The organism is Leclercia sp. UBA7405, assembly GCF_037152215.1.
In the GTDB taxonomy this organism is placed as follows: Bacteria; Pseudomonadota; Gammaproteobacteria; order Enterobacterales; family Enterobacteriaceae; genus Enterobacter; species Enterobacter pneumoniae.
In genome coordinates this window covers 1-18,078 of the sequence record NZ_JBBCMR010000006.1, presented here as the reverse complement: position 1 = coordinate 18,078, position 18,078 = coordinate 1, and the positions used below count along the sequence as shown (strand labels likewise).

Below are 18,078 nucleotides of genomic sequence, written 5' to 3'. Positions count from 1 at the left end.
AAGGGATATAAGGCTATCTTGTTTGCCATTTTAGCTCCGGGGTGTGCTCGAAATGCTCACGTACTACGTGTACGCTCCGCTTTCTGCGCGCACGCCGAAACTAAACTGGCTGCACCGATATACGCCTTATAACCCTTGTTTGGCATATGTGAAGCATATGCTGATTGCATTTTCCCCAGAAATCAGTAAAATTTTCGGGCTTTTAATATGACACCCGGGCTCCGTTCCTCGATGGGGCCCGGTTGTTTTATTCACACAAGAGGATGTTATGGTAACTATTCGTTTAGCACGTCACGGCGCTAAAAAGCGTCCGTTCTACCAGGTTGTTGTTACTGACAGCCGTAATGCACGCAACGGTCGCTTCATCGAGCGCGTTGGTTTCTTCAACCCACTGGCCGCTGGCGCAGAAGAAGAAACCCGTCTGGATCTGGATCGTATCGCTCACTGGGTTGGCCAGGGCGCTACTGTTTCCGATCGCGTTGCTACGCTGATCAAAGCAGCAAACAAAGCAGCTTAATCTGTCACGGTGGTCATGATGAGCAATAAAGCACCTGTTGAACCGATTGTATTGGGCAAAATGGGTTCTTGCTACGGTATCCGTGGTTGGCTCAGAGTGTTTTCCTCCACTGAAGACGCTGATAGCATTTTTAATTACCAGCCCTGGTTTATCCAGAAAGCCGGTAAGTGGGTCGAAGTCGAGCTGGAAAGCTGGCGTCACCACAATCAGGACATCATCATCAAGCTGAAAGGCGTAGATGATCGTGATGCCGCGAATGCACTGACTAATTGTGAAATTGTCGTGGATTCGTCGCAGTTGCCACAGCTGGAAGAGGGCGACTACTACTGGAAAGACCTTATGGGTTGCCAGGTGGTCACTACCGAAGGCTACAGCCTGGGGAAAGTCATCGATATGATGGAAACCGGGTCAAATGACGTTCTCGTTATTAAGGCAAACCTGAAAGATGCATTTGGCATCAAGGAGCGGTTGGTTCCGTTCCTCGATGGACAGGTTATCAAGAAAGTCGATCTCTCTACTCAAACGATTGAAGTAGATTGGGATCCTGGTTTTTAAATTCTCCTGAAAACGGTAAAAGACGGCGCTATGTGGATTGGCATAATCAGCCTGTTTCCTGAAATGTTCCGCGCGATTACCGATTACGGGGTAACTGGCCGGGCAGTAAAAAATGGCCTGCTGAGCATCGAAAGCTGGAGTCCTCGTGATTTCACGCATGACCGGCACCGTACCGTGGACGATCGTCCTTACGGCGGCGGACCGGGGATGCTCATGATGGTTCAACCTTTACGGGATGCCATCGCAGCAGCTAAAGCCGCGGCAGGTGAAGGCGCGAAGGTGATTTATCTGTCACCTCAGGGACGCAAGCTTGATCAAGCGGGCGTGAGCGAGCTGGCGACGAATCAAAAGCTGATTCTGGTCTGTGGGCGCTACGAAGGTGTAGATGAGCGCGTAATTCAAACCGAGATTGACGAAGAATGGTCTATCGGCGATTACGTTCTCAGCGGTGGTGAGTTACCGGCAATGACGCTGATTGACTCCGTGGCCCGGTTTGTTCCGGGTGTACTGGGACATGAAGCATCAGCAACGGAAGATTCCTTTGCTGACGGGTTGCTGGATTGCCCCCACTATACTCGTCCTGAAGTGTTAGAAGGGATGGAGGTTCCGGCAGTATTACTGTCTGGAAACCATGCCGAGATACGTCGCTGGCGCCTGAAGCAGTCGCTGGGCCGAACCTGGCTTAGAAGACCTGAACTTCTGGAAAACCTGGCTCTGACTGAAGAGCAAGCAAAGTTGCTGGCCGAGTTCAAAAGAGAACACGCGCACCAGCAGCATGAACATGATGGGAATGCGTAATACGCTCCCGAATATCAGTTTACCCAGGATAAGAGATTAAATTATGAGCAACATTATTAAGCAACTTGAACAAGAGCAGATGAAGCAGGACGTACCTTCCTTCCGTCCGGGTGATACCGTGGAAGTGAAAGTATGGGTTGTTGAAGGTTCCAAAAAACGTCTGCAGGCATTCGAGGGCGTGGTTATCGCTATTCGTAACCGCGGTCTGCACTCTGCATTCACTGTTCGCAAAATTTCCAACGGCGAAGGCGTTGAGCGTGTCTTCCAGACTCACTCTCCGGTAGTTGACAGCATTGCTGTTAAACGTCGTGGTGCTGTACGTAAAGCTAAACTGTACTACCTGCGTGAGCGTACTGGTAAGTCTGCTCGTATTAAAGAGCGTCTGAACTAAGATTCGCTTAAGCGACATCCTGTTAAAAAGGGCTGACCGAAAGGTTGGCCCTTTTTTTATCTCATCCTCTCTCTCGCGTTAACCCTTTCGACATAAATCGTTTACAATACCCGCGCTTTACTGGAGGAATAATGACGTTAAATCGGCAGCTAAAAAGATGGCAACGCGCAGCGGCATGGTCCGCGCTGTTTGCGATCCTGCTGATCGTTGTCGCGCCGTTAATTTCAGTATCGCTCAATAGAGATCCCATGAGCGCCATGCCCGGGATGCACCATGAAATGAGCATGGCAGAGCATCATGCGATGCCCCATGACATGCCTCACGACATGTCTCACAACACACCAGAAAGCTTGCCTATCGATCACGCTGAAGCCTGTGGCTACTGCGTGCTCCTGGCGCATGTTCCAGGGCTACTCCTGGCGCTGGTTGTGCTGCTTGCCGGAATGTTGTTAAGACAGCGGGTCACCCCAGCGCGGCCGGTTGTTAAACACTGGTACTTCTTCCCCTGGCTTTACCCTGATACGCGTGCACCGCCGCGCCGGTCTGCTTTTTCCCTTTAAAAATACAATCGATAACTTTTTGCCTTAAAAGGAAAAGTATGACTACCTGCACTCCGCGCGCGGCATGGGGCAACCTATTACGTCGCTTACACTTTTACGTTGGTCTGTTTGTCGGGCCCTTTATCTTTATTGCCGCGCTCTCCGGCACGCTGTATGTCGCCACCCCACAGCTGGAAGAGGCGCTTTATCATCAGGCCCTGCATACCGATTCACAGGGGCCTGCGCGGCCGCTGGCAGAGCAAATTGCTGCAGCAGACAAGGTGACGGGCGGCGAGTTGCGTCTGCATGCTGTACGTCCGGGTTTGGTTGCGGGTGAAACCACCCGGGTCATGTATGCCGACCCTGAACTGTCTGCCTCGGAAAACCGGGCGATTTTTATCGATCCCGTGAGCCTCGCTGTTCGGGGCGACATGACCGTTTACGGTACCAGTGGGATCCTGCCACTGCGCCAGAAAATTGATTACCTGCATCGCTCGCTGCTGCTGGGAGATGTTGGCCGCCTGTATAGCGAGCTGGCCGCCTCATGGATGTGGATTGCTGCCCTTGGCGGAATCGCATTGTGGTTTATCACCCGGCCGAAACGTCGCATTAATAATCGTTTCCAGAATCGTCGTCGGCTACATGTCACCCTCGGCTGGACGTTGCTGGTCGGTATGCTGCTCTTTTCTGCTACCGGACTCACCTGGTCACAGTGGGCAGGCGGCAACGTAGATAAACTGCGCGTGCAGATGGGATGGATGACGCCACAGGTGAATACGCAATTGCAGGGGCCGGCGATGGCTGCCGATCCGCATGCTGAACATCATGGGCATGGAATGAGCATGCCGATGCCTGCGGTTAAACCGGATTTGACGCTATTCGACGGTGTGCTGCATGCGGCTAAAGCGGCAGGTATTGATGCGTCTCGCCTTGAAATTCGACCGGCTAAAAGCGACACCCAGGCCTGGACGGTGACGGAAATCGATCGTGGCTGGCCTACTCAGGTGGATGCCGTGGCGGTGGATCCGCACACTCTGAGGGTACTCGACCATGCTCGTTTCGCCGATTATCCGCTAATGGCAAAGTTAACTCGCTGGGGTGTGGATCTGCATATGGGTGTGCTGTTTGGCTTGCCGAATCAGTTGCTCCTCATCGCCTTTGGCGTTGGCCTGTGCGTGATGATTGTCTGGGGTTATCGCATGTGGTGGATGCGCAGGCCAGCACATAATGTGATGAATCCGGCCCAGATGCTCTTTCAGAGCTGGAAAGATTTACCGATCTGGGGGCGGATGGTCACGCTGTTGATTAGCGTGCTGCTGGGTTTGATGATGCCAGTGATGGGATGCAGTCTGGTGCTGTTTGTCATGATTGACTGGCTGCGCTGGCGCAAAGCCACCGCGCTTTCACTGGCAGAATCGATGAAATAACGCCTCAGGGCGTGCTGATAACGACCGCGACGCGGCGGTTTTCGGCACGTCCCTGGGCAGTTTTGTTATCTACCACCGGGAATTTCTTGCCTAACCCGTTAGTGGTGAAATTGTTGCGAGAAACCTGAGCACCCTGTGCCCACGCATCCGCGACCACATTTGCCCGTTTCAACGAAAGACTTTCGTTATAACTATCCTCACCGTAGTTATCCGTATGACCATCCATGCGCGCATGGGTAAGCCCGGTTGCGGCAAGACGCGATGCCATGGTTTTGATCTGCTGCTCGCTTTCGGGGCGTAGCTGATATTCGTTTTTGCCGAACAGGATCTTTGCCGACAGCCCAAGTGACCAGTCGCCATTCTCTTCACTAAAGCCGTATGACTTCATAGCGGAAATCTGCTCCGGCGTAAATTTCCCTTGCGGTGCCTGACATCCGGTAAGCATTGCTGAAGCTAATACTAGCGGTGCGATATAACGCCTGAACATAGTGTCATCCTTTTTACGATATTGTTTTTGCGCGCCGGTGTTTTACCCGGTACATATTTCTGTCGGCCTGCTCCAGTAAATGTTCAACCGAACTATGTTCCCACGTTAGAGCAGAACCAATACTCAAAGACATTGTTATTGTGTTGCCGTTATGCAGATCAAATGGAGGAGTAAACCGTTGCGCAATGTCGGCGCAGAGATCCTGAACTTCGTATTCCGAGTGGATGTCATACAAGATCACCGCAAATTCATCCCCGCCCAGGCGGAAGGACTGATGGCGATTGCTACTAAACTCCACCAGACGGCGGGCCACTTCTATCAATACACAATCCCCGGCCGCATGCCCCCAGGTATCGTTAATCCGTTTGAAATCGTCGCCATCCAGAAAGAGCAGGGCAGAGCGGGTGCTTGCGGCGGCGTCATTCATCAGCGAATGGATGCTGGTACGAAACGCTGCGCGGTTGGCAAGCCCGGTAAGGGGATCGTGCATCGCTGTGCGAAGTAATTGCGCATTCTTAGCCTGCAACTTCAACTGCCACTCTTCCATCTCATCCAGTAGGCTATTGAAATCCTGACCGAAGCGATGAAATTCGTCGATGCGCTCCTGCTGCACGCGACGAGAGAAATTACGGTTCGAGCGCACATCATGCACCACATCGGTAATGTTCTGTAGCGCATCTACCACACCGTTATGCAGGCGGCGGGTGATGGTTAACGCGATAAACGAGGCGAAGAGAATACAGCCGGTGAGCACGGCAAAAGAGGTCCACAGGAAATGGCCGATCAGGCTATCGCGTGCGGTAAGACGTAATTCGCCAATGGTCTGGCCGTTATGCTGAACGGGCTGAGAGACCGGCAGCGGGAAGAGCCAACGGCTGACCAGGGCGCCCAGTTTGTCAGTATTATCATTTGGTCCCATTGACCAGGCAGCAAAGCGCTTGTTGTGGTGGTCTACCACCTCGGCGGCGGAAAATTGTCCCTGCTTACCCAGGGTCGCGAGTGTTTCGTTGGCGGCGGTGGCATCGTTGAATACCATCGCGGCCTCCAGGCTGCGGCTCATTGTGGCCCCGGTTAAAGCCAGATTTTTTTGTGCATACTGTTTCAGCGTGACCACAGAAGCAATGCTAAGGAGTAGCCAGACCAGGGTCATGGTAATGACGACGCTAATTAGGCTGATACGGCGTAACGTACGTTTAAACGTTGGACGCGGAGTCGAATAATTTTCCTTATTCATGCTTTGGATTCCGTGCAAGCATTAATACATCCGGATTAACTCTGACGCCGCTGCGAGAAAGTGCATCCAGATTGACGGCGAACCGCACCCGGGCGCTGTCAAATATCAAACAGAACGCACTGCCAATTTGGCATTGTGAGTTTTGTTCGGAGATTAATAATAAGGGGCGGGAATGAAAGGCGTTGATTAATTCTTGCTGGGATTCCGGTGATTCGTTGCCAAAATAGAGGGCGTTGCAGCCAGTCCCCAGTGCTTCCTGGTCGTTGTGGACAATAATCGGTATGTAAGGAAGAGGTACGTTATCACTCCCGCTCAGCACTTGCGTAAAACGAGAGGTGGAAAAGATACAGAGCGTGGGCTGGCTTTGCAGCCCAGGCCAGCGGGTATAACTGACGATGCCAGAGACAATCGCGCGGACCGACGTTTCGGTCTGAGTCCAGGTAGCACTGGCTGCAAATCCGAACGGAATAAACAGAAACAGTGCCGCTGCGACCCAGCGCCAGGAGATAGTTAATGAGTGTCTCACCAGATTCTGCTACCCCGCCCAGGGATTATATGTCCTGAAAATTCTCAGAAAGAATATCATCGTTTATCTGGGCAGTCATTACGGCCCTAAATCTCTTTAGGGACTTAAGTAAAATCTAAGCATTCTATTCTGGGCGAAAGTCATAATTAATTCAGACGACTCGATTGCGTCCCTTCATCCATACCTTGCTGCCAGGCTTGTCGAAGTTCCTTATTGTTTTCTACGGTATCACAGCTGGCCGGGAATATTTTTCCCGACATACCCCAGGCAAATAAAAGGTCTTCCCGACATATTTTCTCTTGCCCCGCTTTATAGCCCTTTAGATAGCGACTCTGATCGACTTCGGGATCGTGATAGGTATCGGCCAGCGTTTCGTTGGATTTGATCGCCGCACCGCTCAGCGCATCTTCTTTTCCGGCATCGAACCAGTCGGTGCCCGTCCAGTCAGGTTGATGGGTATAGGGGTCGACCTGACAGGCAGCCAGCAGCAGGCAAAGCAGTGAAATCGCAATCGGGCGCATCAATGTTCTCCGTTTTATTTCAGCATAGCCTGGCGAATAGGAATATGGACTGTAATTTATTCTTTACGAATTTGTGGGCTGTTTTTTCATTAAAATAGCCTTTCGTAAACTTTTATGTACGTATTTTGGATTGAAATCTTTACTTGTTATGGTATGGTTAGGTCTCCTCACTGAGGAAAACAACTATCGCAAACGAGCTTCCAGGATCGCCATCATGCAAAAAGACGCGCTGAACAACGTACATATTTCCGATGAACATGTTTTGATCACCCCGGATCAACTGAAAGCGGAATTCCCGCTGAGCATCGAGCAGGAAGCGCAAATCGCGCACTCCCGCCAGACCATCTCTAATATCATTGCTGGCCGCGATCCGCGCCTGCTGGTGGTATGCGGTCCATGCTCTATTCACGATCCTGAAACTGCCATTGAATATGCTCACCGATTTAAAGCCCTTGCCGCAGAGGTCAGCGATAGCCTCTATCTGGTGATGCGCGTCTATTTTGAAAAACCCCGTACCACCGTTGGCTGGAAGGGGCTGATTAACGATCCTCATATGGATGGCTCGTTTGATGTGGAAGCAGGCCTGAAGATTGCGCGTAATCTTCTGGTGGAGCTGGTCAGTATGGGGCTGCCACTGGCGACCGAAGCACTGGATCCGAACAGCCCGCAGTACCTTGGGGACCTGTTCAGCTGGTCAGCCATTGGCGCGCGTACCACTGAATCACAAACTCACCGTGAAATGGCCTCTGGCCTTTCAATGCCGGTTGGATTTAAAAATGGTACCGACGGAAGCCTGGCTACGGCGATTAACGCCATGCGTGCCGCCGCGATGCCTCACCGTTTTGTGGGCATCAACCAGGCCGGGCAGGTGTGCCTGCTGCAGACCCAGGGTAACCCGGACGGGCATGTGATTTTGCGCGGTGGCAAAGCCCCTAATTACAGCCCGGCGGACGTCGCGCAGTGTGAAAAAGAGATGGAACAGGCGGGACTGCGCCCGGCGCTGATGGTAGATTGCAGTCATGGTAATTCAAACAAAGATTACCGCCGTCAGCCAGCGGTGGCCGAATCGGTGGTAGCGCAGATTAAAGATGGCAACCGCTCAATCATTGGTTTGATGATCGAGAGCAATATCCATGAAGGAAATCAGTCATCTGAACAGCCTCGCAGCGCCATGAAACACGGTGTTTCCGTGACCGATGCCTGCATTAGCTGGGAAACCACCGATGCGCTGCTGCGTGAGATCCACAAAGATTTGAATGGCCAGCTGGCGAAGCGTCTGGCTTAAGAGGGTAGTTATGGTTGCTGAATTGACCGCGTTACGCGATCAAATTGATGAGGTGGACAAGGCGCTGCTGGATTTGCTGGCGCGCCGGATGTCGCTGGTTGCCGAAGTGGGCGAGGTTAAAAGTCATTACGGCCTGCCAATTTATGTACCTGAACGTGAAGCCTCCATGCTGGCATCCCGTCGAAAAGAGGCTGAGGCGCTGGGCGTCTCACCGGACTTAATTGAAGATGTCTTACGCCGTGTAATGCGTGAATCTTACTCCAGCGAAAACGATAAGGGTTTTAAAACCCTGTGTCCTTCGCTGCGCCCGGTAGTCATTGTTGGCGGTGGCGGCCAGATGGGGCGTCTGTTTGAAAAGATGCTTACCCTTTCTGGCTACCAGGTGCGTATTCTGGAAAAAGAGGACTGGGCACAGGCCGAAGCAATGGTATCGGACGCCGGTATGGTTATTGTCAGCGTGCCAATTCACGTGACGGAAGAGATCATTGCTAAACTGCCTCCATTACCCAAAGACTGTATTCTGATCGATCTGGCGTCCGTGAAAAATGGTCCGCTGCAGGCGATGCTGGCTGCCCATCAGGGGCCGGTGCTAGGTCTGCACCCGATGTTCGGCCCGGACAGCGGCAGTCTGGCGAAGCAGGTGGTGGTCTATTGTGATGGCCGCCAGCCGGAGGCGTATCAGTGGTTCCTGGAGCAAATTCAGGTCTGGGGCGCGCGTTTGCACCGCATCAGCGCAGTTGAGCATGACCAGAATATGGCATTCATTCAGGCGCTGCGCCACTTTGCCACCTTTGCCTATGGCCTGCACCTGGCGGAAGAGAACGTACAGCTTGAGCAACTGCTGTCGTTGTCTTCACCTATCTATCGTCTGGAACTGGCTATGGTCGGACGTCTGTTCGCCCAGGATCCGCAGCTTTATGCCGACATTATTATGTCGTCAATGAACAACCTGGCGCTGATCAAACGTTATTACCAACGCTTTGGCGAGGCCATAACGCTGCTTGAGCAGGGTGATAAACAGGCCTTTATCGACAGTTTCCGCAAGGTTGAACACTGGTTTGGCGATTACGCTCAGCGCTTCCAGAGTGAGAGCCGAATACTGTTACGACAGGCAAATGACAGTCGTCAGTAATCCAGCGATGTATATACTAAAAGCCAGCAATGCTGGCTTTTTTCATTATGGGGAACGGTTATGGCTGAATTACAGCGCCTGTTTAACTACACCGGGCACTTACCGGAATGTCCAACCTGGAGCGAGGAAGAACAGGCTCTCTACTGGGCAGATATTCTTGAGGGCGAGATCCACCGTTATCATCCGGTCAACGGTGAACATTCTGTACTGGCTTTTCACGAAGAGGTGGGCTGTTTCGCGCTGCGTGAGCGGGGCGGATTTATTGTCGCCATGCGTAATGCCATCTGGCTAACGGATAAAAACGGCACCCTGCAGCGTAAAGTCTGTGATAACCCCTCTAACCCGCAGCTTGCCCGTTTCAACGATGGCGGAACTGACCCTCTCGGACGTTTCTACGCGGGTACGTTCTGGGCGCCGGGGGATTATAACGGGGCTATGCTGATGCGTATTGATAACGATCTTACGCCCAGGGTTATCCAGTGTGATATCCAGGGACATAATGGGGTGGCTTTCAGCCCGGATAGCAAGTGGATGTATACCTCAGATACGCCAAGTGCGGTGATTTATCGCACTCCGCTCGATGAACAGGCCGAGCCCGGCCAACGTGAAGTGTTCTGTCAATTCGTAGAGGGCGAAGGCATTCCGGATGGCGCGGCCATGGATGTGGAAGGGTGTTACTGGAGCGCCATGTATGATGGCTGGCGTATCGCCCGGTTTTCACCCATGGGCGAGCAGCTCGAGGAATATAAACTGCCGGTACGTTGCCCCACCATGGTCTGCTTTGGCGGTGCGGATATGAAAACGCTCTTTATTACCACCACGCGTGAAAACATGAGCGCGGAAGAAGTGAAGCAATACCCTTTATCCGGCGCAATCTTCACCCTGCCAGTGAATGTGGCAGGGGTGAAGAAAAGCCTCTTTATCGAGCGTTAAGCAGGATCGACGGGCACGATATTTTCGCCAGGATAGCAGCCCAGCACTTTCATTGAGCGGGTGATGTCACTTAGCTCACGCAGGGCACTCTGCATGGATGCAGATTCAAGGTTGGCCTGGATATCCAGGTAAAACATCTCTTCCCACGGGTTGCCATTAATGGGACGGGACTCCAGTTTGGTCATGATCAGGTTGTGGTTGCGTAATACCAACAGCGCTTCAACCAGCGCGCCCGCCTGCTGTCCTGTCGCCATCAACAGCGTGGTTTTGGCTGGAACCTGGTCAGAGACATTAATTGCTTTACGTGCCAGCACAATAAAACGGGTGATATTTTGCGTCTGGTTTGCCAGGTTACGTTCCAGCACCTGTAAATGATAGAGCGCACCACCGGCTTCGCTGCCCAGTGCCGCCACGGTAGGGGAGTTAGCCTGCGCAACTTTCTCCATCGCAGCGGAGGTGCTCTCGGTGTACTCAATTTTCCAGTCCGGATAGCGATTCAAAAACTGGCTGCATTGCTGGAAAGGTTGTGGGTGGCTGTAAACGGTCTTAATTTGGCTCAGGTCCGTCGAGCCGGAGACCAGCACGCAGTGGTCAATGGGGATGGTCAGTTCGCCAACCAGCGACAGGCTGGTGTGTTGCAGCAGGTCATAAACGTCGTTGATTGCCCCGGAACTGGTGTTCTCGATTGGCACCACAGCGTAATCGGCCTGGCCGGTCTCTACCTGGTTAAAGATATCGGCAAACTTCGCGCATCCGCTCTCAATAAACTCGTCGAAATGACGAGCAGCATACTGGCGTGCCGCCAGGTGCGAGTAAGATCCTTTCGGGCCAAGGAAAGCAATACGGGCAGAGTGGGGATTGGTTTTATTCAGATGTTGCTGGAGCAGAGCTTGTTGGGTAAGCACCGAGTCTTCGATGATCAGCTGGAACAGGCGGGTAATATAATGCGCATCCAGATGATGAGCTTTACCCAGCTGAATTAACCGCTCCATCAGGTCGCGTTCGCGGTCAATGTCACGTACCGGACGATGAGTGGCGAGCTTGGCTTTACCCACTTCAACCGCCAGGGTACGGCGTTCAGCCAGCAGTGAAAGCAATCTCTCATCCAGTGCGCTGATCTTATCGCGCAGTTCCAGTAACGGGTTTTCCTGTGTCATCGCTTTGCCTTAATCATATTATCGTTATCAATAAAAAAGGCCCCCCGGTGTGGGAGGCCTTGTTGTTCGTCTTCGCATTCTTTATCACACGACGAAACGCCTCCCAATCAGGGGAAGGTAAAAAAGAATGCGAAGAAAAACGGTTTAAGCATCAGGGAAGATTCCTTGTAAAGACAGACTTAAAGTACCTGTACTGTTTTCACCCTGTCAATAAAAAACGCGCCCGAAGGCGCGTTGGCGATAGACTCAATGTAAAGGATTACTCATCTTCAACTTCTTCAGCGAAGCTGGCGTCTTTCACCGATGTTGTGGCGCGACGGGCTTCACCTTTGTGTTGCACTTTATTGAGCTGCCGTTCCAGCTTGTTGATCAAATCGTTAATAGCGGTGTACATATCCTCGTGTTTTGCGCTGGCGACCAGATGGCCGTTAGGAGTATTGATAGTTGCATCAGCGATGAAGCCCTGCGGCTCCTTGGACAGAATGATATGTGGATTAATCAGGTGTGTTTGCCATTTATCCAGTTTGGCGAGACGGTCTGCGACGTGCTGGCGGATTGCCGGAGTAATTTCCATTTGTTTACTGGTAATGTTCATTGTCATAAATTTTACCTCTTGTCTTTCCGTCTTGGTGATTCCAGCATACCGTCTCTAATGTCAAAATATGTGATGTAAATCACGTTATTTTGTCACTTTTTGTCAGTTCATTCTTTTTGTGAGCCAGGACAGGAAGACGTAAGTTTAACCTTGTCGAAGAGCTGATTAGGGGTCATAGTTGACTAGATTGGTAGCGGCTAAACCGCTTCAGCGAAATCACTAAACGCATAAAAAAACGGCAGCCCGAGGGCTGCCGTTTCTCTTGAAAGCGATAAATCAGGTGTTGCTGCTGTTGGCAGCAATGATTTTTGCCACTTTCTCAGCCTGGGCATTCATCTGCAGCTGGCGATAGGCGTTTTCCATCAGCTTCAGGCCATTACGCGTAGCCTGCGTATCCGGATAATCACGCAACATTCCTTCAACGCGGTTCACCACGGCGACCCATGCGCCACGACGCGTATAGTATTCGGCAACGGAGTATTCGTATTTAGCCAGACGATCTTTCAGGAATACCAGACGTTTTCCGGCATCGGTCACGTACTGGCTGTTCGGATAACCACGAACCAGCTTGGAGAAATCGTTGAACGCATCGCGAGCGTGCTGCGGGTCGCGGTCAGAGCGATCCACGCCGAAGAAGCCTTGCAGCGCACTGTCATCCAGCGCCATGTTAGTCAGGCCGCGCATATACATCACGTAATCGATGTTAGGATGAGTCGGGTTCAGACGGATGAAACGATCGATAGTCGCCTGAGCCAGCGGGAGATCGGCGTTTTTATAGTAGGCGTAGATGAGATCCAGCTGCACTTGCTGCGAATACGGACCAAATGGATAGCGATTATCCAACGCTTCCAGTTGCGTTATCGCCTGTTTCCAGTTACCGTCCTGCAGCTTTTGCTGAGCAGTCGCATAGATTTCATTCGGCGGATTGTCAGGGACCTGTTCATTTGAACCGGAGCAGCCCACCAAAGCCAGGCTCAACGTGGCCGCTGCCACCAGATATTTCATGCGCGTCATGACGTTTTGACTTTCCTCAAATGTTTGTCCGGGAGAATCTCTTTCCTGCTCCCGATTAAGACCAGCTACAATAGCACACTATATTAAACGGCAAAGCCGTAAAACCCAACGTTAAACGAAGAAGCAGTCCATGGCACAACGAGTAGAACTCACCGCAACAGTCTCCGAAAATCAGCTCGGTCAACGCTTAGATCAAGCTTTGGCCGAAATGTTCCCTGATTATTCGCGTTCACGCATAAAAGAATGGATCCTTGACCAGCGCGTGCTGGTAAATGGCAAAGTCTGGGACAAGCCGAAAGAGAAAGTGTTAGGCGGGGAGGTTGTCGCCATTGATGTTGAGATCGAAGAAGAAGTTCGCTTTGAGCCTCAAGATATCCCGCTGAATATCGTCTACGAAGATGATGACATCCTCGTTATTAATAAGCCGCGCGACCTGGTTGTCCACCCAGGAGCAGGTAATCCTGACGGGACGGTGCTGAATGCACTCCTGCACTATTATCCGCCCATTGCTGATGTGCCGCGTGCGGGCATTGTTCACCGTCTGGATAAAGACACCACCGGCCTGATGGTGGTAGCGAAAACTATTCCGGCGCAGACGCGCCTGGTAGAGTCCCTGCAGCTGCGTGAAATCACCCGTGAATATGAAGCCGTTGCAATCGGGCATATGACCGCCGGGGGCACGGTGGAGCAGCCGATCAGCCGCCACCCGACCAAACGAACGCATATGTCAGTGCATCCGATGGGTAAACCTGCGGTGACGCACTATCGCATCATGGAGCACTTCCGTATCCACACGCGCTTGCGCCTGCGTCTGGAAACCGGGCGTACGCACCAGATCCGTGTGCATATGTCGCATATCACTCACCCGCTGGTGGGCGATCAGCTGTACGGTGGCCGTCCGCGTCCGCCGAAAGGTGCGTCGGAGGCGTTCATCGCCGAACTGCGTAAATTTGACCGCCAGGCGCTGCATGCGACCATGCTGCGTCTGTACCACCCGATCTCCGGTATTGAGATGGAGTGGCATGCGCCTATTCCGCAGGATATGGTGGACCTTATCGACGCCATGCGCGCCGATTTCGAAGAACATAAGGACGATGTGGACTGGTTATGACTAAAGTGATTATCCCGCAATGGCCACTGCCTGAAGGTGTGGCCGCCTGTAGTTCTACGCGTATTGGCGGCGTCAGCGAAGGGGATTGGCACTCACTGAACCTCGGGGCGCACTGCGGTGATAATCCAGAACATGTCGAAGAGAACCGCCGCCGTATGTTTACGGCTGGCCGGTTGCCGTCCAAACCGGTCTGGCTTGAACAGGTTCATGGCACTCAGGTGCTCAAACTCACCGGCGAACCTTACGTTTCAAAACGTGCTGACGCTTCCTGGAGCAATACGCCGGGTACCGTTTGTGCCGTGATGACCGCCGACTGTTTACCTGTGCTTTTCTGTAATCGCGCGGGTACGGAAGTGGGGGCTGCCCATGCAGGCTGGCGAGGCCTGTGTGCCGGCGTGCTGGAAGAGACCATCGCCTGTTTTAACGATACACCAGATAACATCCTCGCCTGGCTTGGGCCCGCAATCGGCCCTCAGGCCTTTGAAGTAGGCCCCGAAGTACGAGAGGCCTTTATGCACGCCGACCCGCAGGCGGCCAGCGCATTCACGCCAGTCGGTGAGAAGTATATGGCCGATATTTACCAGCTTGCGCGTCAGCGCTTAGCCGCGCTGGGTGTGACGCAAATTTACGGCGGCGATCGGTGCACCTTCACAGAACGGGACGAATTCTTCTCATATCGTCGCGACAAGACCACCGGTCGTATGGCAAGTTTCATTTGGCTGATATAACCTATAGAATCAAGACGATCCGGTACGTGTAGTTTTCTTTTCGCATAATTCAGGTCATTCACCTTGAATAATTGAGGGATGACCTCATTTAATCTCCAGTAGCAAATTTGACCTGTTATGGGAGGAGTTATGCGTCTGGATCGTCTTACTAATAAATTCCAGCTTGCTCTCGCTGATGCCCAGTCACTCGCACTGGGGCACGACAACCAATTTATTGAACCTCTTCATTTAATGAGCGCCTTGCTGAATCAGGAAGGGGGATCAGTACGTCCTTTATTAACCTCTGCTGGCGTCAACGTCGGGCAGCTTCGTACGGCCATCGATCAGGCATTAAGCCGTCTACCGCAGGTAGAAGGTACCGGCGGCGATGTGCAGCCATCTCAGGATCTGGTGCGGGCGCTAAACCTGTGCGACAAACTGGCGCAGAAGCGTGGGGATAATTTTATTTCGTCGGAACTCTTTGTTCTGGCAGTGCTTGATTCACGTGGCACGCTGACCGACCTGCTGAAATCTGCCGGAGCGACAACTGCTAATGTGACTCAGGCGATCGATCAAATGCGTGGAGGTGAAGGCGTGAACGATCAGGGAGCCGAAGACCAACGTCAGGCGTTGAAAAAATTTACTGTCGATCTGACCGAGCGTGCCGAGCAGGGCAAACTGGACCCGGTGATTGGCCGTGACGAAGAGATACGTCGTACTATCCAGGTACTGCAACGCCGTACTAAAAATAACCCGGTACTCATCGGTGAACCCGGGGTCGGTAAAACGGCCATCGTTGAGGGGCTGGCTCAGCGTATCGTCAATGGCGAAGTACCGGAAGGGCTGAAAGGCCGCCGCGTACTGGCGCTGGACATGGGTGCGCTGGTGGCCGGGGCGAAATACCGCGGTGAGTTCGAAGAGCGTCTGAAAGGGGTGCTGAACGATCTGGCTAAACAGGAGGGTAATGTCATCCTGTTTATTGACGAATTGCACACTATGGTGGGCGCGGGTAAAGCCGATGGGGCGATGGACGCCGGCAACATGCTGAAACCTGCGCTGGCGCGTGGTGAACTGCACTGCGTAGGGGCCACTACACTCGATGAATATCGTCAATACATAGAAAAAGATGCCGCGCTGGAACGTCGATTCCAGAAGGTGTTTGTTGCAGAACCGACGGTCGAAGACACCATTGCCATTCTGCGTGGTTTAAAAGAACGTTATGAACTGCACCACCATGTGCAGATCACTGACCCGGCGATTGTGGCTGCGGCAACCTTATCGCATCGCTACATTTCCGATCGTCAGCTGCCAGACAAAGCCATCGACCTTATCGATGAAGCCGCCTCCAGCATTCGTATGCAGATTGACTCGAAGCCGGAAGAGCTCGACAGGCTCGATCGCCGCATCATCCAGCTCAAGCTGGAACAGCAGGCATTGATGAAAGAGTCAGACGACGCCAGTAAGAGACGTCTCGACATGCTCAATGAAGAGCTGGACGACAAAGAGCGTCAGTATTCGGTATTAGAAGAAGAGTGGAAAGCAGAAAAAGCCTCTCTTTCCGGTACTCAGACTATTAAAGCCGAGCTCGAGCAGGCAAAAATTGCGATTGAGCAGGCGCGTCGTGTGGGTGATTTAGCGCGCATGTCTGAACTGCAGTACGGCAAAATTCCGGAGCTCGAAAAACAGCTGGAAGCTGCAACCCAGTCTGAAGGCAAAACAATGCGCTTGCTGCGTAACAAAGTGACGGATGCAGAGATTGCGGAAGTGCTGGCGCGTTGGACCGGCATCCCCGTGGCGCGCATGATGGAGAGCGAACGCGAAAAACTGCTGCGCATGGAGCAGGATTTGCACCATCGGGTTATCGGCCAGGATGAAGCGGTTGAGGCGGTGTCGAATGCCATCCGCCGTAGTCGTGCAGGGTTATCCGATCCTAATCGTCCCATCGGTTCGTTCTTATTCCTGGGGCCAACAGGGGTCGGTAAGACGGAACTTTGTAAAGCGTTGGCGAACTTCATGTTCGATAGTGATGACGCGATGATTCGTATCGACATGTCTGAGTTTATGGAAAAACACTCGGTGTCTCGTCTGGTCGGGGCGCCTCCGGGATATGTCGGCTACGAAGAGGGCGGTTATCTGACCGAAGCGGTACGTCGTCGTCCTTATTCTGTCATCCTGTTGGATGAAGTAGAGAAAGCGCACCCGGATGTGTTTAACATTCTTCTGCAGGTACTGGATGATGGCCGTCTGACCGACGGGCAGGGGCGAACGGTTGATTTCCGTAACACCGTGGTCATTATGACCTCTAACCTGGGTTCCGATTTGATTCAGGAACGTTTTGGTGAACTGGACTATAGCCATATGAAAGATCTGGTTCTGGGTGTCGTCAGCCAAAACTTCCGTCCGGAATTCATTAACCGTATCGACGAAGTCGTAGTATTCCACCCGCTGGGTGAGAAACACATCGCGTCGATTGCCCAGATCCAGTTGCAGCGTCTGTATAAACGACTGGAAGAGCGCGGTTATGAAATTCATATTTCCGACGAAGCGCTGAAGCTGCTGAGTGCAAATGGTTATGATCCTGTTTATGGTGCTCGTCCATTGAAACGAGCAATCCAGCAACAGATAGAAAACCCGCTGGCACAGCAGATTCTTTCCGGGGAGTTGATCCCGGGCAAGGTTATCCGTCTGGAAGCCAACAACGATCGCATTGTGGCAGTGCAGTAAGTCACAAAACAGTAAAAACGAGCCGCTTGCGGCTCGTTTTTGTTTAAAAACCAGGCAATAATGCGTCTCTGATGTATAAATCGACCAAATAGTGAGCGGTTGGTAAATATTTTTAACTTTGTACTTGCGGGTTCGGAATAACTCCCTATAATGCGCCACCACTGACACGGAACAACGGCAAGCAAGCCGCCGGGTCAGAAGGGTTCTCCCGGTGAGGCGGTTGAAGAATCCCGGAGAAAAGCAAAAATAATTGCTTGACTCTGAAGCGGGAAAGCGTAATATGCACACCCCGCGCCGCAGCGAAAAACGAAGCGGCACTGCTCTTTAACAATTTATCAGACAATCTGTGTGGGCACTCAAAGTGACATGGATTCTTAATGTCTTCGGACAATAAATGAATACCAAGTCTCTGAGTGAACACGTAA

General features: G+C 52.4%; 21 protein-coding genes and 1 other annotated feature. Of the genes, 12 read left to right on the top strand and 9 right to left on the bottom strand.

All coding sequences use genetic code 11. The features are described from left to right. Nucleotides 1-268: 268 nt before the first annotated feature. The 6 genes from rpsP to WFN75_RS20135 all read left to right on the top strand — a co-directional run bounded on the left by rpsP (nucleotide 269) and on the right by WFN75_RS20135 (nucleotide 4,227). Nucleotides 269-517, top strand: coding sequence for a 30S ribosomal protein S16 (gene rpsP / locus WFN75_RS20160; protein ID WP_003863133.1), 249 nt, complete (start codon nucleotides 269-271; stop codon nucleotides 515-517). Nucleotides 518-532: 15 nt separating this feature from the next. Further along, nucleotides 533-1,072 (top strand): ribosome maturation factor RimM, encoded by a 540-nt coding sequence (gene rimM / locus WFN75_RS20155; protein WP_263617108.1) that lies wholly within the window; start codon nucleotides 533-535, stop codon nucleotides 1,070-1,072. Nucleotides 1,073-1,102: 30 nt separating this feature from the next. Next, on the top strand, nucleotides 1,103-1,870 hold the full coding sequence (trmD, locus tag WFN75_RS20150) for a tRNA (guanosine(37)-N1)-methyltransferase TrmD (RefSeq protein ID WP_040074388.1): 768 nt from the start codon (nucleotides 1,103-1,105) through the stop codon (nucleotides 1,868-1,870). A gap of 43 nt (nucleotides 1,871-1,913) precedes the next feature. After that, entirely contained in the window at nucleotides 1,914-2,261 is a 348-nt protein-coding gene (rplS, locus tag WFN75_RS20145; RefSeq protein WP_002914145.1) for a 50S ribosomal protein L19, read from the top strand. Nucleotides 2,262-2,392: 131 nt separating this feature from the next. Next, entirely contained in the window at nucleotides 2,393-2,821 is a 429-nt protein-coding gene (locus WFN75_RS20140; protein ID WP_263617109.1) for a DUF2946 domain-containing protein, read from the top strand. A 38-nt stretch (nucleotides 2,822-2,859) separates the two neighbouring features. Beyond that, nucleotides 2,860-4,227 (top strand): PepSY-associated TM helix domain-containing protein, encoded by a 1,368-nt coding sequence (locus WFN75_RS20135; protein WP_336996713.1) that lies wholly within the window; start codon nucleotides 2,860-2,862, stop codon nucleotides 4,225-4,227. Nucleotides 4,228-4,231: 4 nt separating this feature from the next. On the opposite strand, the gene WFN75_RS20130 is transcribed toward WFN75_RS20135, so the two are convergent. From WFN75_RS20130 to WFN75_RS20115, 4 genes are all read right to left on the bottom strand, one after another. Next, nucleotides 4,232-4,714 carry an OmpA family protein gene (locus tag WFN75_RS20130; RefSeq protein ID WP_263617111.1) on the bottom strand — a complete coding sequence of 161 codons (483 nt, stop codon included), beginning with the start codon at nucleotides 4,712-4,714 and terminating at the stop codon, nucleotides 4,232-4,234. 13 nt (nucleotides 4,715-4,727) lie between these two features. Then, nucleotides 4,728-5,948: a diguanylate cyclase DgcN gene (gene dgcN / locus WFN75_RS20125; RefSeq protein WP_263617112.1), complete on the bottom strand. Its 1,221-nt coding sequence runs from the start codon at nucleotides 5,946-5,948 to the stop codon at nucleotides 4,728-4,730. Next, the gene (locus WFN75_RS20120; RefSeq protein WP_263617113.1) at nucleotides 5,941-6,474 is read right to left on the bottom strand and encodes a YfiR family protein; all 534 of its coding nucleotides are present in this window, start codon (nucleotides 6,472-6,474) and stop codon (nucleotides 5,941-5,943) included. Before WFN75_RS20120 ends, dgcN begins: the two co-directional genes overlap by 8 nt. 146 nt (nucleotides 6,475-6,620) lie before the next feature. Continuing rightward, nucleotides 6,621-6,995, bottom strand: a complete 375-nt coding sequence (locus WFN75_RS20115) for a DUF2799 domain-containing protein (RefSeq protein WP_263617114.1) — start codon at nucleotides 6,993-6,995, stop codon at nucleotides 6,621-6,623. Between the two features lie 214 nt (nucleotides 6,996-7,209). On the opposite strand from WFN75_RS20115, the gene aroF reads away from it, so the two are divergent. The 3 genes from aroF to WFN75_RS20100 are packed head-to-tail and all read left to right on the top strand — an operon-like array spanning nucleotide 7,210 to nucleotide 10,345. Then, nucleotides 7,210-8,280, top strand: coding sequence for a 3-deoxy-7-phosphoheptulonate synthase (aroF, locus tag WFN75_RS20110; RefSeq protein ID WP_207292238.1), 1,071 nt, complete (start codon nucleotides 7,210-7,212; stop codon nucleotides 8,278-8,280). Nucleotides 8,281-8,290: 10 nt separating this feature from the next. After that, nucleotides 8,291-9,412 (top strand): bifunctional chorismate mutase/prephenate dehydrogenase, encoded by a 1,122-nt coding sequence (tyrA, locus tag WFN75_RS20105; RefSeq protein ID WP_263617115.1) that lies wholly within the window; start codon nucleotides 8,291-8,293, stop codon nucleotides 9,410-9,412. Between the two features lie 60 nt (nucleotides 9,413-9,472). Next, complete coding sequence (locus WFN75_RS20100; RefSeq protein ID WP_263617116.1) at nucleotides 9,473-10,345, top strand: SMP-30/gluconolactonase/LRE family protein; 873 nt, start codon at nucleotides 9,473-9,475, stop codon at nucleotides 10,343-10,345. Here WFN75_RS20100 and pheA read toward each other — a convergent pair. From pheA to bamD, 4 genes are all read right to left on the bottom strand, one after another. After that, on the bottom strand, nucleotides 10,342-11,502 hold the full coding sequence (gene pheA / locus WFN75_RS20095; protein WP_263617117.1) for a bifunctional chorismate mutase/prephenate dehydratase: 1,161 nt from the start codon (nucleotides 11,500-11,502) through the stop codon (nucleotides 10,342-10,344). The two genes, WFN75_RS20100 and pheA, sit on opposite strands and share 4 nt — an antisense overlap. A gap of 30 nt (nucleotides 11,503-11,532) precedes the next feature. After that, nucleotides 11,533-11,658 (bottom strand) — a sequence feature (Phe leader region). Continuing rightward, entirely contained in the window at nucleotides 11,610-11,657 is a 48-nt protein-coding gene (locus WFN75_RS22715; RefSeq protein ID WP_411815397.1) for a hypothetical protein, read from the bottom strand. Its footprint overlaps the feature before it by 48 nt. A 103-nt stretch (nucleotides 11,659-11,761) precedes the next feature. Beyond that, the gene (raiA, locus tag WFN75_RS20090) at nucleotides 11,762-12,103 is read right to left on the bottom strand and encodes a ribosome-associated translation inhibitor RaiA (protein WP_032613238.1); all 342 of its coding nucleotides are present in this window, start codon (nucleotides 12,101-12,103) and stop codon (nucleotides 11,762-11,764) included. Nucleotides 12,104-12,373: 270 nt separating this feature from the next. Beyond that, a complete protein-coding gene (gene bamD / locus WFN75_RS20085) occupies nucleotides 12,374-13,111 on the bottom strand; it encodes an outer membrane protein assembly factor BamD (protein WP_212476267.1) in 738 nt (245 codons plus the stop codon). Nucleotides 13,112-13,241: 130 nt separating this feature from the next. Here bamD and rluD point away from each other — a divergent pair, with 130 nt between their 5' ends. The 3 genes from rluD (at nucleotide 13,242) to clpB (ending at nucleotide 17,653) form a co-directional block, all read left to right on the top strand. Further along, entirely contained in the window at nucleotides 13,242-14,222 is a 981-nt protein-coding gene (rluD, locus tag WFN75_RS20080; protein ID WP_046886231.1) for a 23S rRNA pseudouridine(1911/1915/1917) synthase RluD, read from the top strand. Next, the gene (yfiH, locus tag WFN75_RS20075; protein WP_040074443.1) at nucleotides 14,219-14,950 is read left to right on the top strand and encodes a purine nucleoside phosphorylase YfiH; all 732 of its coding nucleotides are present in this window, start codon (nucleotides 14,219-14,221) and stop codon (nucleotides 14,948-14,950) included. The genes rluD and yfiH overlap by 4 nt, the downstream gene beginning before the upstream one ends. A 129-nt stretch (nucleotides 14,951-15,079) precedes the next feature. Beyond that, on the top strand, nucleotides 15,080-17,653 hold the full coding sequence (gene clpB / locus WFN75_RS20070; RefSeq protein WP_263617120.1) for an ATP-dependent chaperone ClpB: 2,574 nt from the start codon (nucleotides 15,080-15,082) through the stop codon (nucleotides 17,651-17,653). A 145-nt stretch (nucleotides 17,654-17,798) separates the two neighbouring features. Here the strand turns inward: clpB and WFN75_RS20065 are convergent. Then, nucleotides 17,799-18,078: hypothetical protein (locus WFN75_RS20065; protein ID WP_336996712.1), on the bottom strand; the 280-nt coding region annotated here is incomplete at its 5' end.